13 protein-coding genes and 2 tRNA genes are annotated in these 15,853 nt (G+C 66.9%); 10 read left to right on the top strand and 5 right to left on the bottom strand.

What is annotated here, in order from left to right; translation table 11 throughout:
- Positions 1–2 precede the first annotated feature (2 nt).
- A tRNA-Arg gene (locus tag BN1187_RS02735) sits at positions 3–78 on the bottom strand.
- A 381-nt stretch (positions 79–459) separates the two neighbouring features.
- On the opposite strand from BN1187_RS02735, the gene BN1187_RS02730 reads away from it, so the two are divergent.
- Both BN1187_RS02730 and BN1187_RS02725 read left to right on the top strand, forming a co-directional pair.
- Positions 460–1,833 (top strand): UTP--glucose-1-phosphate uridylyltransferase, encoded by a 1,374-nt coding sequence (locus BN1187_RS02730; RefSeq protein WP_040159791.1) that lies wholly within the window; start codon positions 460–462, stop codon positions 1,831–1,833.
- The gene (locus tag BN1187_RS02725; RefSeq protein ID WP_040158500.1) at positions 1,830–2,195 is read left to right on the top strand and encodes a hypothetical protein; all 366 of its coding nucleotides are present in this window, start codon (positions 1,830–1,832) and stop codon (positions 2,193–2,195) included. The genes BN1187_RS02730 and BN1187_RS02725 overlap by 4 nt, the downstream gene beginning before the upstream one ends.
- A 119-nt stretch (positions 2,196–2,314) precedes the next feature.
- Here BN1187_RS02725 and mscL read toward each other — a convergent pair whose 3' ends face one another.
- The 4 genes from mscL to BN1187_RS02705 form a co-directional block, all read right to left on the bottom strand.
- The gene (gene mscL, locus BN1187_RS02720; protein ID WP_040158498.1) at positions 2,315–2,671 is read right to left on the bottom strand and encodes a large conductance mechanosensitive channel protein MscL; all 357 of its coding nucleotides are present in this window, start codon (positions 2,669–2,671) and stop codon (positions 2,315–2,317) included.
- 191 nt (positions 2,672–2,862) lie between these two features.
- Entirely contained in the window at positions 2,863–3,486 is a 624-nt protein-coding gene (locus BN1187_RS02715) for an SAF domain-containing protein (protein WP_040158495.1), read from the bottom strand.
- Between the two features lie 38 nt (positions 3,487–3,524).
- Positions 3,525–3,839, bottom strand: coding sequence for an FmdB family zinc ribbon protein (locus tag BN1187_RS02710; protein ID WP_040158492.1), 315 nt, complete (start codon positions 3,837–3,839; stop codon positions 3,525–3,527).
- Positions 3,840–3,894: 55 nt separating this feature from the next.
- Positions 3,895–4,542, bottom strand: a complete 648-nt coding sequence (locus tag BN1187_RS02705) for a 5-formyltetrahydrofolate cyclo-ligase (protein ID WP_052462210.1) — start codon at positions 4,540–4,542, stop codon at positions 3,895–3,897.
- Between the two features lie 18 nt (positions 4,543–4,560).
- On the opposite strand from BN1187_RS02705, the gene BN1187_RS02700 reads away from it, so the two are divergent.
- The 8 genes from BN1187_RS02700 to BN1187_RS02665 all read left to right on the top strand — a co-directional run bounded on the left by BN1187_RS02700 (position 4,561) and on the right by BN1187_RS02665 (position 15,819).
- Positions 4,561–5,877, top strand: coding sequence for a molybdopterin molybdotransferase MoeA (locus BN1187_RS02700; protein ID WP_040158489.1), 1,317 nt, complete (start codon positions 4,561–4,563; stop codon positions 5,875–5,877).
- Entirely contained in the window at positions 5,874–6,518 is a 645-nt protein-coding gene (locus BN1187_RS02695) for a GNAT family N-acetyltransferase (RefSeq protein ID WP_235750560.1), read from the top strand. Before BN1187_RS02700 ends, BN1187_RS02695 begins: the two co-directional genes overlap by 4 nt.
- Positions 6,519–6,630: 112 nt before the next feature.
- Positions 6,631–7,392 (top strand): divisome protein SepX/GlpR, encoded by a 762-nt coding sequence (gene sepX / locus BN1187_RS02690; RefSeq protein WP_052462209.1) that lies wholly within the window; start codon positions 6,631–6,633, stop codon positions 7,390–7,392.
- 54 nt (positions 7,393–7,446) lie between these two features.
- Positions 7,447–7,519: transfer RNA gene (locus BN1187_RS02685), tRNA-Ala, on the top strand.
- 490 nt (positions 7,520–8,009) lie between these two features.
- On the top strand, positions 8,010–8,210 hold the full coding sequence (locus BN1187_RS02680; protein ID WP_040158487.1) for a helix-turn-helix domain-containing protein: 201 nt from the start codon (positions 8,010–8,012) through the stop codon (positions 8,208–8,210).
- A 161-nt stretch (positions 8,211–8,371) separates the two neighbouring features.
- Positions 8,372–11,869, top strand: a complete 3,498-nt coding sequence (locus tag BN1187_RS02675; protein ID WP_235750559.1) for a helicase-related protein — start codon at positions 8,372–8,374, stop codon at positions 11,867–11,869.
- Complete coding sequence (locus BN1187_RS02670) at positions 11,866–14,697, top strand: DUF1156 domain-containing protein (RefSeq protein ID WP_052462208.1); 2,832 nt, start codon at positions 11,866–11,868, stop codon at positions 14,695–14,697. Before BN1187_RS02675 ends, BN1187_RS02670 begins: the two co-directional genes overlap by 4 nt.
- Positions 14,698–14,700: 3 nt before the next feature.
- Complete coding sequence (locus BN1187_RS02665) at positions 14,701–15,819, top strand: PDDEXK nuclease domain-containing protein (RefSeq protein ID WP_082034459.1); 1,119 nt, start codon at positions 14,701–14,703, stop codon at positions 15,817–15,819.
- Positions 15,820–15,853 lie beyond the last annotated feature (34 nt).

The following is a 15,853-nucleotide window of genomic DNA, read 5'->3' as shown; positions in this document are numbered from 1 at the left end:
TCTGGCGACCCCAGCAAGATTCGAACTTGCGACACAAGGTTTAGGAAACCTCTGCTCTATCCCCTGAGCTATGGGGCCAGCGCCACGTCCGGGCGTGGAGCGTGGAGCGTGGACCACTCTACCGGCGGCGCGGACGTCGGGGAAAAGACGCACGCTGCGGCAGGCGCGCTCCGGGCGGTGGAGTAGGCCCGCGAAGCCCTCACCAACCCATACATGCGCATTTAACTGCTGGTGACATTTTGATGACTGGAAGGCAGCCCGGAGGTTGCGTCCGGACCAAGATGACGTAGGCTTGCCGTTGAGAGCGACGCCAGGTGGTTGATGTCTCCTGGGGGTGGGTAGACGGCTTCTTAGCCCTTCGACCGGCGTCGCTCTCCTTTTATGCCCGGGTGGCAGCGGGGACGCATTGTTCAGGACTCGAGACCTCCGCCGGATGCCCCGCTAGCTAGCATGGCCAGCATGACCGAGAGCCCTCTTGCCCGCGCGCAGGCCAAGATGCGCGACCGTGGCATCGCGGATGCCGCCATCGATGTCTTTTCCCACTACTTCGAGCAGGCTCGCTCCGGTGACACCGGACTCATCGCCGAGAGCGACATCGAGCCGCTGACCAACCCGCCCCGGCTCTCCGACGTCGACGTCGACGACGCGGTGGCCCGCGAGGCGCTGCAGAAGACCGTCATCATCAAGCTCAACGGTGGGCTCGGCACGTCCATGGGGCTGGAGCGCGCCAAGACGCTGCTTCCCGTCCGGGAGGGCAAGACCTTCCTCGACATCCTCGTCCGCCAGGTGCTGTGGGCGCGCCAGGAGTACGGCGCCAAGCTGCCGCTGGTGTTCATGGACAGCTTCCGCACGCACGACGACACCGTCGGCTACCTCGCCAAGTACGACGACCTGCCCGTGGACGGCCTCCCGCTCGACTTCCTGCAGAACTCCGAGCCGAAGCTGCTCGTCGACACGTTCGAGCCGGTCGAGTGGCCCGCGGACCCCGAACTCGAGTGGTGCCCGCCCGGCCACGGCGATATCTACACGGCGCTGGTGACGTCCGGGCTGCTCGACCAGCTGCTCGACCAGGGCTATCGCTACGCCAGCGTCACCAACGGCGACAACCTGGGGGCGGCGCCCGACCCGGTGCTGGCCGGTTGGTTCGCACAGTCGGGGGCGCCGTTCGCGTCCGAGGTGTGCAACCGCACCGCCAACGACCGCAAGGGCGGCCATCTCGCGGTACGCAAGGCCGACGGTCAGCTGATCCTGCGCGAGTCGGCGCAGACCGCCGACGACGACATGGACACCTTCCAGGACACCGAGCGGCACGCGTACTTCAACACGAACAACCTGTGGCTCGACCTGCAGCAGTTCAAAGAGATCATGGCCGAGCGCGAGGGCGTCCTCGGGCTGCCGATGATCCGCAACGAGAAGAACGTGGACCCTTCTGACAAGACCTCGCCGAAGGTCATCCAGATCGAGACGGCCATGGGTGCCGCCATCGAGGTGTTCGAAGGATCGCAGGCGATCGCCGTCGAACGCGACCGGTTCCAGCCGGTGAAGACCACTAACGAGCTGCTGCTGCTGCGCTCGGATCTGTACGACCTCCGCGACGACGGACGCCTCATCGCGACCACGGAAACCCCGACGGTCTCGCTGGACGACCGCTACTACAAGCTCATCGACGACTTCGAAAAGCGGGTGCAGGTGCCGCCGTCGCTGAAGCAGGCCACCTCGCTCCGCGTCCAGGGCGATTGGACGTTCAAGGCGCCGGTCACCGTCGTCGGGGACGCCTCGCTGACCGACGAGGGGGAGCCCCGCGAGGTGCCCGCCGGGACGCTGGGTCGGTGACGCCGGCGTCCTGGCACACCACGCTCGCCCAGGCACTGACGGGGGAGAGCCTCGACCTCGGCGTCCAGGAGTCGCCGAACATCGCCGAGCTGGTTGGGGCGCTGGCATCCCGGGGTTGGGACGCCGCCGCCGTCCGGCGCCACGCCCTGGACACCCAGGCCGCCGGGCTGCCGTGGCCGCACCCGGTCTCCCCGGCGGCGCGGCAGGGGATGGGTTTCGCGCAGTGGTTCGCCGCCCTCGCACGTGCCCGCACGGCGCTGGGCGTGGACGTGCTCGACGTGCACGCGCCGTCCCACCGGACGACGCTCACCGCGGACGAGCGCCGGCTGCTCGCCGAGGTCCCGCCCCATCACGTCCGCTGAAATCGTCGGACGCCAGCGCTCGATGCGTCCGTCGGGTCAGACAAAGCCCCCGCCGTGCGGAAGCAACGACGGGGGCTCAGTGCTGCACCGGCCGACTCTGAGGGCCGGCGCGGCCACGATCAGCGGCGGTTGGCCAGCAGGTCGCGGATCTCGACGAGCAGCTCGTCGGTGGTCGGGGTCACGACCTCCTCGGCGGGGCTGAAGCGCGCGCGGACGGCGTTGTACGGCTTGACGATCGCGAAGTACACGACCGCGGCCAGGATGATGAACGACACGAGCGCGGTCAGGAACGCGCCGATGTTGATGCCGCCCACCGCGACGTTGCTGAAGTTCGGGAAGCCCACGAACTTACCGATCACGTCCATGATGACCGCCGTGAACGTCGTGACGACGGACGCGAACGCGGTGCCCATGATGAAGGCAACAGCCAGGTCGATGAGGTTGCCCTGCATCAGGAATTCTTTGAAACCCTTCATTACTACCTTTCGCATGAGAGGCAGTGCCCCGGCAAGGAAGGGGCGTGGGGCTGCCTCCCAGAGGAGGGTATCGGCCTTTTAGTCGCCTACACCCAAACGGGCGCGATTCAGGATAACGAAATATTAACAATAAGTCGGTGATGGTGAGGGCGGTGGCTGAGGAGTGGTACCCGCCTGCCTCTTCCGGCCTGCTACCGCAAGGTCAACGTGAGATCCCCCGCTTGGGTCGCCCCGGCCAACTGCGCGGCCACCTGGGGTTTTAGCTCCACGAGCGCCACGCGCTCTGAGCCCGAGAAGCCGCCGAGGCCCTCGCTGGCCGTCTGCGGAACGGCCACCACCCGCACGTCGGACGCGACGACGCCCACCTTGCCGCCGGCCGGGCCGATGATGTCGATGTGCGCGCCGACCCGCAGCACCGACGCGATCGCGGCGTCCGTCAGGGGGAGTGCGGCGACCACGAAGCCCGGCCGGGCGAGCTGCTGGCCGGACGCGACGGTCGCCTCCGTCACTGCGCTCAGCCGCGTCAGCGGGCCGTTGATCGTGCGGCCGACCGCCGCGCCGGCGTCCGTGAGGGCCGCTCCGGGCACGGAACCCGGCGGAAGCTGCGTCACCTCGACGTCGGACTGGGCCAGCACCGTGCCGCCCGGCAGGTCGCGGGTGACGGTGACGACTCCGACGGTGGCGGGGCTGGGCGGCTGCAGGGCGATCACAACGCAGAAGACGGCGATGGCCGCGGCCACCGCGGCGAGCGGACGGCGTCGCCAGCGCAGCGCGCGGACGAGGTCGTCGACGAACGAGGAGCGAGGGTTCTTCACGCCCCCACTATGGGAAGGGTGTGTCAGCCCTTGTCAGCTCAGGAAGCGGCCTTGCTCTCGGTCGCCGTCGACGTGGTGCTGCTCGACGAAGCATCGCTCGAGCTGGACGCCGCCCGGGCGTCGCTCTTGTCGGCCTTGTGCGTCTCGCCGGGCTTGGCGGCGTTGGCCTTGCTCTTGGACCGGCTGTCGGTGGCGTAGAAGCCCGACCCCTTGAAGACGACGCCCACCGGCGAGAACACCTTGCGCAGCGTCCCGCCGCACTCGGGGCAGGTCGTCAGCGGGGCGTCGGTGAAGTGCTGGAAGGCCTCGAGGTCGTGCGAGCATGAGGTGCAGCGGTACTGATAGGTGGGCATGCGGTTGTTTCCTCCAAGAGTGAGACCCGGACATCTTAACGGCGTCGCCAGGCCGTTATTCCGCGGTCCACCGGGCGCCGCGTTCGGTGACCACGACGTCCACGGGGCGGTCCCACGGGTGGGCCGGGACGGCGTCCAGCACCTCGCGCTCGTTCACCAGCGCGGCGAGCGGCGCGTCCGGGCGGCGGTGAGCCAGGGCACGGTCGTACCACCCGCCGCCGGTTCCCACGCGATGCCCGTCCGCGCCGACCGCCAGCGCGGAGCACCAGACCAGGTCGGCCTCGCCGAGGGCTTCCGGTCCCAGCACGTCGCCGGTCGGCTCCGGGATGCCATGCCAGCCCGGTCGCAGGTGGGCGCGTCCGGTGAACCAGGACCACGCCGGGGTGCGGCGCCCCGCCAGCACGGGCAGCAGCACGCGCACGCCTCGGGCGTGGAGGGCGTCGATGAGCGGCCAGGTGTCGGGCTCGGGATCGATCGACGCGTACAGCGCCACGCGCGCGCGTCCGGCGCTGACGTCCAGGGCGTGGCGCAGGCGGGCGTCCTGGTCGGCCTGGGTGACGGGAGAGCGCGAACGCTCGGCGCGGATCTGGGCCCGCAGCGCATCCTTGGCCCGGGTGATCGCGTCGGCCTCAGTGCCCGGCGGAGCGGCGGGGGAGCCGGTTTTCCGGGCTCGCGACGAAGGTCGGCGGCCTGGCTGCGTCATTGACTTATCGTAAGCGCCATGGCGCTGTTCGGACGCAGGAAGAAGCAGACCCCCGAGGCCGTCGCCCCGGCCGAGCCGGAGCCGATCGATCCCGGGCCGGTGCATCGCACCTTGGAAGAGCAGCGCGACGTCCTGCTGGCCGCGGTGGAGCCGCTGCGCCCGTTCGGGCTGTCGATCCTGGACGCCGCGGGCCTCACCATCTGCGAGGACATCGTCTCCGACCTCAACCTGCCGCTGGTGACCACCGCGCGGGTCGAGGGCTACGGCGTCCGCTCGGCGAACCTCGTCGGCGCGAGCCCGCGGCACGCCATCGACCTGAAGCTGCTGGCCACGGCGTCCCCGGGCGATCCGGTTCCCGACCCGCTGCCCGCCGGCGGCACGATCTTCCTCGAGGAGGGGGCGCCCGTCCCGGCGGGGGTGGACGCGATCGTCCCCGACGAGGCCGTCGAACTGAAGGGTCGCACCGCCTACTTCACCGCCGAGGCGCCGCAAGGGGAGCACCTGCACGAGCGCGGCTCCGAGCTACGCGAGGGGGAGACGCTGCTGAAGTCCGGCGACGTGCTCAACCCGCGCACCATCGCGCTGCTGGCCGAGGCGGGCCTCGACAAGGTGCTGGTGCGCCCGCGTCCGCGGCTGGTGGTGCTCGGCGTCGACGGGACGCTCGTGCAGCCGGGCCTGCCGCTCACGTCCGCCGGGCAGCGCTACGACTCGGCGACGGCGCTGCTGGCCACGGCAGGACGCGCCGACGGCGCCACCGTGTTCCCCGTGGGGGTCGTCCAACCGGACGCCGCGGCCGTGCGCCAGGCGATCGTCGACCAGGGCATCCGCGCCGACCTGATCCTGGTGGTGGGCGGCTCCGCCGAGGAGACCCAAATCGTCGCCGACGTCCTCGGCGAGCTCGGCACGCTCGACAAGGCGGACGTCGCCATGAACGGCGGCACCCCCTACTTCTTCGGACGCGCCGGCGCCGACGGCGTCCCCGTGCTGGTGTTGCCCGGAGGGGTCGTCAGCGCGTTCATCGGCTACCACGCGTTCGTCCGCCCGCTGATCGCGAAGCTGACCGACATCTCCTACGGCGACGTGCCGCGGCGGTGGGCGACGCTGTCCGGGGACGTGCACTCAGTCGGCGAGGGGACGCGCTACGTCCCGGCCGTGCTGGAGGGACGCCGCGTCACGCCGGTCGCGTCCGCGGGGCACGAGTTGGCGTTCGACCTGGCCCGCGCCAACGTCCTGCTGACGCTGCCGCACGGACGGGCCCGCGACGGCTGGGACGTCGAGTGCCTCGTCCTCAACGACACCGATTCCGCCGGACCCGACGCCGGGCCACGCTGGTGAGCCTGTTCGATTCGCTGTTCCGGCCACCGTCCCCCTACTGGCCGGTGACGCTGCAGCACGGACCGGTGGGGCTGCGCCCGGTCGCGCGCTCGGACGAGTGGGCGTGGAACGACCTGAGGCGCCGCAACGACGCGTGGACGGGGCCGTGGGACTCGACGCGCCCGCCCGAGGCGTCCGGCCCGGGTCTCACGTTCGGCGGGATGGTCAGCGACTTCACGAAGCAGGCGCGCGAAGGGCGCATGCTGCCCTGGTTCATCACGTACTCCGACGAGGGGAAAGACCCGGTGCTGGCTGGGCAGCTGACCGTGTCGGGGATCGCCTACGGGTCGGCGCGCTGGGCGCAGGCCGGTTACTGGGTGGACCAGAAATGGGCGGGACGCGGCATCGTCCCGACCGCGCTGGCGATGGCGGGGGACTACTGCTTCTTCACACTGAAGCTGCACCGCCTCGAGGTGGCGATCCGCCCGGAGAACCTCAAGAGCCTGCGCGTGGTGGAGAAGTTGGGGTTCCGGTACGAGAGCCTGATCCCGCGGTACCTGCACGTGGACGGCGAGTGGCGCGACCACCTGATGTTCGCCCTGTTGGCCGACGAGGTCGAACCGACCGGGCTGATCGGACGCCTGCGTCCGCCGGGCGAATAACGCCAGGTCGGGCGGGCCGGTGGACCGGTCTGTGACCGACAAGCCGAGGCGCAGGGGACGCGCCGGGCGTGTCTCCGGCGGGTCGTTGCGCCCGCCGCCTTAAGGTTGGGCCGTGGGGTTTACGGGACTGATCTTCGTGGTGATCGCGGCGGCGTGGCTGGTCTATCTCGTGCCCCTTTTTCTGAGCCGCCACGACAACGGTCTGCTCGACGAGGTCGAGCCCGGCGAGCCGTTCACCTCGACCGTGACGATCGTCCGGCGGGGCACGAAGGTGGACACCGCCGAGCAGGGGACGGCCGTCATCTCGACGCCGCTCAACCGCCGCGCCGCGCTGCGCGAGCTCGATCTGCTGGATCGTCGCGCCGCTCTGCGCCGCCGGGTGGTGCTGCTGGTGCTGCTCGTGACGCTGCTGGGGGTGGGCGTGGCCGTCGGGCTCAACGCCCTGCCCTGGTGGAGCGCGCTGATCCCGGCGGGTCTGGTGGCCGCGTTCCTGGTGGTCGCGCGGGTCACGGTGAAGCGGATGCGGGCCGACCTCGCCCGTCGCGCCGAGAAGATCCGGTCCGGCGAGGACGCGACCGAGGAGACGGTGGGCATCGCGACGTTGGCGTCCGCCGAGGAGCCGGACGCCGTCGACGACGGGACGATCGACCTGACCGCGCCGGTGGAGGTCACGGCGTCGCTGTGGGACCCGGTGCCGATCCCGACCCCGACGTACGTGCAGAAGCCGCTCGCCCCGCGGACGGTGCGCACGATCGATCTGTCGGCGCCCGGCACGGCCGGCTCCGGCGTCCCGGTGACCGCGGACGCCCCGGAGTCCGTGGCCACCCCGGAGGATCCGGAGCAGTTCGGCGGCCCGCGGGTGGTCAACGGCTAGGTTTTTCGCTTCCGCGGTGCCGGTGCTAGACTGACGGTCGCTGTTGAAGCACTTGGGGCTATGGCGCAGTTGGTAGCGCGTCTCGTTCGCAATGAGAAGGTCAGGGGTTCGAATCCCCTTAGCTCCACTAAGGTGAGATTTAACCGAAGACAAGAACGCCCGGGCCATCGGCCCGGGCTTTTGTTTGGGTGCGGCTTCCGGCCTTGATGTAGCGCGGCGCCGGCGACCTGGTCATGGATGACACCCCGATGGGGCGGGCTTCGGACTCGGCTGGCCATGTTCACCGCACCCCGCAGGCCACCGCTGGCGGCATAGCCACGGTTTTCAAGTTGCAGCCCATGCGGCCCCGCGGCCAGATGGGAACGGCCACATAGCCCTCAGCACCTCCCACGGAGAGAGGGGCGCGCTGGCAGACGGCATTACTGGAACGCCCTTTGCCACGCCCCCGGCCAGCGTCAGTTCAGCGAACGCGACATCGCGCTAGTCGCCTCTGATTGCCGGACCACCGCGTACACCTCATTGGGCCACGCCCGGTCAAACCCACTTTAGTCGGCACAACCTCGATATGATGAAAGATCCTGGAATACCCGGGTCGCGGAGTGCGAGGGAGGACCAACGTGGCTGAACCGTGGCTGTCCGCAGACGACATCGCCGCCCACCTCGGGGTCACCAAAGACACCGTCTACACCTGGATTGCCAAGAAGGCCATGCCCGCCCACAAGGTCGGCCGCCTCTGGAAGTTCCAAGCCAGCGAGATCGACGACTGGGTACGCCGAGGCGGCGCGGCCGCCGACTCTGACCCCTCGCCGCCAGGGTGATCGCCCCGCTCGAATTGAGCCGCTGCTGACACTTTGTCGGTGGTACCCCATATCCTGATCCACTGCCCAAAACCGGAAGGAGGCATCCCGTGACAGAAGCAGCAACTGACGAACCACTGACCCTCGCCACTCTGCGTGCGGGCCAGCGTCTCCGAGGTTTGGTGCCGGGTCAGACCGTCACGCTGATCGCCATCGACCCCATCGATGCTGGGCTGTTCGAAGTGTTCTACCGTGACGATTCCGGCCGCAGCGGAGCCCGGGCGATCACCGATGCCGACGCGGCGCGCTTCGAGATCACGGGCGACTTCGACTCCGCCCCGGCCTACGACGCAGACCCGGACGAGTTCCGGCTCGCGGCCGAGGCGCTGCGGATCAAGTACGCGGCACTGTACGACCCGATGGTCGCGGTCAACAGCTCCGACGTTGACCCGCTGCCGCACCAGATTCGCGCGGTCTACGAAGAACTCCTGCCGCGCATCCCGCTGCGATTCCTGCTGGCTGACGATCCTGGCGCGGGAAAAACGATCATGGCCGGCCTGTACCTGAAGGAGTTGATCCTGCGCTCGGACTGCGAACGCGCGATCATCGTTGCCCCTGGTGGTCTGGTTGAGCAGTGGCGCGAGGAGCTGTCGCAGAAGTTCGATCTGCGCTTCGAGGTGTTCAGCCGCCAGATGGTCGATGACGCCCAGGGCCGCAACGTCTTCGCCGAGCACCCGTTCCTGATCGCCCGCATGGATCAGCTCTCGCGCAGCGAAGACCTGATCGAGCAACTCGGTGAGGTCACCTGGGATGTCGCGGTCGTAGACGAGGCGCACCGTATGTCTGCGCACTACTCGTCATGGGCGGGCGAGGTCGACGAGACTAAGCGGTTCAAGCTCGGACGCCTGCTGTCGGAGACCGCGCACAACTTCCTGTTGATGACCGCGACCCCGCACGCGGGCAAGGAAGAGGACTTCCAGCTGTTCATGTCGCTGCTGGATCGGGACCGTTTCGAGGGTCAGTACCGGCAAGGCGTGCACCGCACCGACACCCACGGTCTGATGCGCCGGATGGTGAAGGAAGACCTGCTCACGTTCGAGGGCAAGCCACTGTTCCCTGAACGCAAGGCGTACACCGTCGAGTACGAGCTCAGCCCCGCCGAGCGGGAACTCTACGAACTCGTCACCGACTACGTCCGCACGGAGATGGGACGTGCCGAGCGAATCGCTCAGGCAGGCGACAAGAAACGCGGCAACAACGTCGGCTTCGCGCTCACCGTGCTCCAGCGACGCCTGGCCTCCAGCCCCGAGGCGATCCTGCGATCTCTGGAACGACGCCAGCAACGCCTCGACATGAAGCTTCGGGACATGCAGCGTGTCACCGAGACGGCCCGCTGGACCGGCGCCGTCGCCCAGCTACCGATCGACGATGCTGCGCTCCCGGCGTTCTCGATTGACGACTTCGAGGACTTCGACGAGGAGACCACCGACGAAGAGCGCGCTCAGTTCGAGGAACAAGCCGACCAGGTTGTTGACCTGGCCACGGCGGCGCAGACGATCCCCGAGCTACGGGCAGAGATCGCGATCCTCGAAGACCTCATCAAGGTCGCCCGTCGGGTCCGGTTGCATGACGACGACAAGAAGTGGGTGCAGCTGCGCACCATCCTCGACGAGCAACTCCTGACCCACGACGGTTCCGGCGAGGCGCGGAAGATCATCATCTTCACCGAGCACCGCGACACACTCGACTACCTGCACGCCAAGATCACCGCCCAGTTCGGGCGCGCGGACTCGGTCATCACGATCCACGGCGGCACCCGCCGCGAGGATCGCAAGCTCGCCCGTGAGCGCTTCACCCACAACCCCGACACCGTGGTCCTGCTCGCCACCGACGCAGCCGGTGAAGGGTTGAACCTTCAGCGTGCGCACCTGATGGTGAACTACGACCTGCCGTGGAACCCGAACCGCATCGAGCAGCGCTTCGGACGCATCCACCGCATCGGCCAGCGCGAGGTCTGCCACCTATGGAACATGGTCGCCCGAGACACCCGCGAGGGCGACGTGTTCACCAGGCTACTGGCGAAGATCGACCAGATGTCGATCGCGTATAACGGCAACCTGTTCAACGTGCTCGGAGACGCCGACGCCTTCCAAGAACGCTCACTGCGCGACCTGCTGATCGAGGCGATCCGCTACGGCGACCAGCCCCAGGTCAAGGCCAAGCTCGACCGCATCATCGACGCCGGAGTCTCACACGGACTCGATGAGATGCTCGCCGAACGAGCGCTCCACCCCGAGATGTTCAGCGCCCTCAACCTCGACGAAGTCCGGGCACGGATGGAAAAGGCCCGCGAGCGACGACTCCAGCCCGGCTACATCGCCGCCTTCTTCATCCCCGCGCTCACACGCCTCGGCGGACGCATCCGCAAGCGCGAGAAAGGCCGCTACGAGATCACCCGCGTCCCCGCACGAGTGATCGACACCGCGCGTCGCCTCAACCGCTGGGCACCCGTCGCCGAACAGTACGAGCGCATCACCTTCGAGCTCGCGCGCATGCACCCGGACGGACTCGCCGACGCCTCCCTCATCGCACCCGGTCACCCGCTGCTGCACGCCGTGATCGAGGCCACCATCGACGACCTCGGCCCCACCCTCAAGCAAGGCACCGTGCTCGTCGACCGCCGCACCAAACAGACCGACGCTCCGATGCTGATGTTCAGCGTCGAACAGCGCATCGAGAACACCGCAGCCGACGCCGACACCGTCTCCCACCACTTCGACTACCCCCTCCTCGAACAAGACGGCACCGTCACCGTCTCCGCAGCCCCGCCGTACCTGGACTACGACCGCCCCGAGCCGGATGAGGTCGAGGCGATCACCGAGATCGTCGGTGGTGACTGGGCGCGGCAGAACCACGAGAAGCTCGTGCGTGCCTGGGCCTACCGTGAAGGGCTCCAGCCCCGCATGGACGAAATCAAGACCCGCCTCGACATCGAAACCGCGCGAACCCGGGCACAGGTCAAGGATCGGCTGCTGGCCGAAATCAACCACTGGGACCGCGAGCACAACCGCCTCGAAGCACTCGAACGCGCAGGAACCGTCGGCCGACTCCGCGCCGAGACCGCGCTCGTCCGCGCACGCCAGCTCGACGAACGCCTCAACCACCGGCTCGAACAACTCGACGAGGCCACCAACCTTGTTGCCGTACCCGCCGTGATCCGTGGCGCAGCGCTCGTCATCCCCAGCGACCTTCTCAACAGCGACGAAGCCCCCGCGCCGCAGACCGTCGCTCGGCAGACCGAGGAAGTCGAGCGTCGGGCCGTTGACGCTGTGCTCGCTGCTGAGCGTGCACTTGGCCGTGAGCCCGTCGAGATGCCGCGCAACAACCCCGGCTACGACATCCAGTCCACCGACAGCCAAGGCTTCGTCCACTACATCGAGGTCAAGGGCCGGATCGAGGGCTCCGACACCTTCACGATCACCACGAACGAGATCACCTTCGCCCAGACCCAGGGAGACAGGCATCGGCTCGCACTGGTTGAAGTATCGACCAGCGGCCCTGAGCAGGATCAACTGCGCTACGTCTCCGACGCGTTCGCCCACCTCGAACCATCCGCGACCACCCGTTCCTACAACGAGGTCTGGCGCGACTACTGGGAACGCGGAGGACCACCGCGATGACCCACACCACCGACAACCAGCCCAACGCCAGCGAGAGAAGCACCGTGACCGCACCGAAGAAGAAACTCATCGAAGTCTCGCTGCCGCTCGAAGCGATCAACGCAGCAGGCGGGCGCGAGAAATCTATCCGACATGGACACCCGTCAACGCTCCACCTCTGGTGGGCGCGTCGACCGCTCGCCACCGCACGCGCAGTCCTCTTCTCTCAGCTTGTCGATGATCCATCTTCACGGCCAGAGGAGTTCCCCACCCGAGACGAGCAAGATGCTGAACGTGCCAGACTCCACGACCTGATCGCGAAACTCGTCGTATGGGAGAACTCCAACGATGAAGAGTTGCTTAGCGCGGCAAAGGAAGAAATTCGCCGCAGCAACAATGGGAACCTTCCTGCCGTGCTCGATCCATTCGCCGGTGGCGGCACGATTCCCTTGGAGGCGCAGCGTCTAGGCCTTCCCTCCAACGCCTCCGACCTCAATCCTGTGGCGGTGCTCATCAACCGTGCGCTAGTTGATTTCCCCTCCAGATTTGCCGACCGGTCTCCAGTTCACCCCGAGGCGGACGTCCAGTCGACGGACTGGTCGCGTGGCCGCGGTCTTGCGGAGGACGTGCGCAAGTACGGGGTATGGCTCCGTGATGAAGCCGAACGTCGCGTTGGCAGTCACTACCCGTGTGCAATCGGCCCCGATGGCGAACCTCGGACGGTCATCGCGTGGCTTTGGGCTCGAACAGTCACCAACCCGAACCCTGCCAACCCGGTCGAAGTTCCGCTCGTTCCATCATGGCAAATCTGCTCCAAGAAGGGTAAGGAGGTATACGTCCGACCGACGGTGGTCGATGGAGAGGTTCGTTTCAAAGTAAACCGCGGGCCGCTGCCTGACGATATGAAGGGATTTGGCACGGTTGATCGGAGCGGTGCCGAGTCGGTGGCCGATGGAACTCCGATCTCCTTCGAGTACATACGCGGCGAAGGTCGGGCGGGCCGAATCGGTGCGCGTCTCATTGCGACGATCGTCGAGGACGCTCGCGGACGTTTGTATCTATCTCCAACCGCGGAAGCCGAGGCTGCCGCCGATGTGGAACGGCCGCTTGACGGCCCAAGCGAGGCGCTCCCAGACGCGGCACTGGGGTTCCGCGTGCAGAACTATGGCCTGACTGAATGGGGAGACCTATTCACCAATCGGCAGCTGCTTGCTATCAACGCGATGACGGGCTTGTTGCCTGAGCTACGTCTGATGGTCGAGCGGGACGCGCTTGCGGCTGGCTTCGATAGTGCAGGCGTAGGCCTGGATGCAGGCGGAAGCGGTAGCAAAGCCTACGCCGACGCGGTCTCTGTATACCTGTCGTTGGCGATCAGTCGGCTGACCGCCCGATCGAGCAATCTATCCATCTGGCACCCGGGACGGGAGACCGTCGAGCATGTATTTCTTCGGCCGGCCATGTCGATGACCTGGAGCTATCCCGAGGCCAATCCGTTCTCGTCATCCTCTGGAAGCTTCCTAGGCCAAGTGGACTGGGTCTCCAGAGCATTGGAGCGGGTGCCTGCCGGTCCGCCAGCGGTGAGCGTGACGCAAGCCGACGCTTCGACTAGGAGCTACGAGTCGGTCGTAGTTTCGACCGACCCGCCGTACTACGACAACATCGGGTACTCCGATCTTTCCGACTTCTACTACGTGTGGTTGCGTCGGATGCTCTCCGGTATTCTGCCAGAGTCGTTCGCGACCCTCCTTACGCCGAAGCAAGAGGAGCTGGTGGCCAATCCGTTCCGACACGGCGGGCAGCAGGGTGCCGAGCGCTTCTTCATCGATGGGTTCAACCAGGTCTTCAGCGCCATTCGGACGACCGCAAGTTCCGACTGCCCGATCGCTGTGTATTACGCCTATCGCCAGAGTGAAACGAACAAGGACGGCACATCGTCAACTGGGTGGCACACCCTGCTCGGGGGGCTCATCCGGAGCGGTTGGGAGATAACCGCGACTTGGCCAGTGCGCACCGAGTCCGCCAAGCGTCCTCGCAGCCTTGGAGCCAACGCGCTGGCGACCTCAGTCGTCTTGGCATGTCGCCCTCGTCCAGTGGATGCTGTCGCGACGACAAGACGAGCCTTCGTAGCTGCGCTCAAATCGGAGTTGCCCGTGGCGCTACGGAACCTAATGCAAGGGGCTATCGCACCAGTTGACTTGGCCCAGGCTGCGATCGGTCCCGGTATCTCAGTCTATTCGCGCTACTCGCGTGTTCGAGAAGCAGATGGTTCCGATATGAGCGTGAGGGACGCGCTTCTGCTTATCAACTCGACGCTCGACGAGGTTCTGGGAGAGCAGGAGTCCGATTTCGACCCTGATACCCGGTTCGCGGTGAAGTGGTATCGACAGTATGGCTGGGCTCAAGAAAGCTCGGGCATCGCCGACCAGTTGGCTAGATCATCCGACACTTCTATCGGTGCGCTAGAACGTGGAGGCATCTTCGAGGCGAAGGGTGGGAACGCCCGCTTGCTCGCGCCTGGCCACCTGGAAGGAACGTGGGACCCAACGACAGACGAGCGCGTCAGCGTGTGGGAGGCGACGGTTCGTCTGGCTGCGGTGATGGCGAAGGACGGCGCCGACAAGGTGGCGGAGCTGCTGCCGTCGGTGCAGACCCGTGTGAACCTGGATGCGGTGAAGGAGCTGGGCTTCCTGCTGTTCCACGAGGCGGAGAAGAAGAAGGATACGAAGGACGCGATCCTGTTCAACGGCCTGGTGAGTGCCTGGGGCGACGTGAACGAGCAGGCGCGCAAGTTCGCCTCAACGCCGCGGTCGTCGCAGCAGGAGTTCGACTTCGACGAGGACGAGGATTAGGCCATGGCTCGGAACTCGGACGGAGCTCAGATTGGTGCCACGGTGAGGCACCAATCTGACGACGGTCTTTCTCCGTTCCGTGCCATCGCGGAGTCCGTCAGCGCCGAAGGCGGCGATCTCGTGGAGCGGGTGTCTGCGCTGATCGATCAGGCGCAGTCCTTCGCCGCCGCGCAGGTGAACGCGACTCTGACGCTGCGGAACTGGTACATCGGTCGGATGATCGACGTGGCCGTGCTTCATGAGGACCGTGCGGGGCACGACCAGGAAGTTGTCGCCTCACTGGGGCGACAACTGTCCGCTCGGTACGGTCGAGGTTTCGAGCGGGCCAACCTCTACCGGATGGTTCAGTTCTCGCAGGTCTTCCCGGACGTCGAACTTGTCGCCTCACTGGGGCGACAAGTGAGTTGGACCCACTTCAAGACACTGTTGCCGGTGTCGAGTCCCGAGGCGAGAGCGTTCTATGTGAAGGAGACCATCGAGCGCCGACTCGGCGTTCGCGATCTGCGCCGGGCCATCGAGCGCAAAGCCTTCGAGCGTCGGGAGATCGCTGACTCGCAGATTCCAGAGGGATCGGCGGTGCCACTCGATGCCTTCCGCGATCCGATGCTGCTGGACATGCTGGGGCTCGCCGACACCTTCTTGGAGCGGGACCTCGAAGCTGCGCTCCGCCGTGACATGGAGTCCTTCCTGTTGGAGGTGGGGCGCGGGTGGGCGTTCGTCGAGCGTCAGAAGCGTATGACGTTCGACGGCGACGACTACTACCTCGACCTGCTGTTCTACTCGCGCCCGCTGCGCCGGTTGATTGCCGTGGAGTTGAAGGTCGGCAAGTTCAAGCCGAGCTACCAGGGGCAGATGAACTTCTATCTCAAGTGGCTGGATCGGCACGAGCGCCAGGTGGATGAGAACCCACCCATCGGTCTGATCCTGTGTACCGAGGCGAGCCGGGATCAGATCGAGCTGCTGGAGATGCACAAGGACGGGATTGTCGTCGCGGAGTATTGGACGGCACTGCCGCCGAAGGCCGAGCTTGAGGCCAAGATCAGGGAAATCTACCGAGAGGCCCAGGAGCGGCTCGCTCGTAGGCAGATCGCAGCAGGCGGAGACGGCGACAGTGATGAGTAGCAGGAACTGGCCGTTGCGGGGAGTGCCCACGATG

Source organism: Nigerium massiliense, from assembly GCF_000826085.1.
Classification (GTDB): domain Bacteria; phylum Actinomycetota; class Actinomycetes; order Propionibacteriales; family Propionibacteriaceae; genus Propioniciclava; species Propioniciclava massiliense.
Note: the sequence above shows the minus strand (reverse complement) of the source record. Positions and strands in the feature narration are given on the sequence as shown.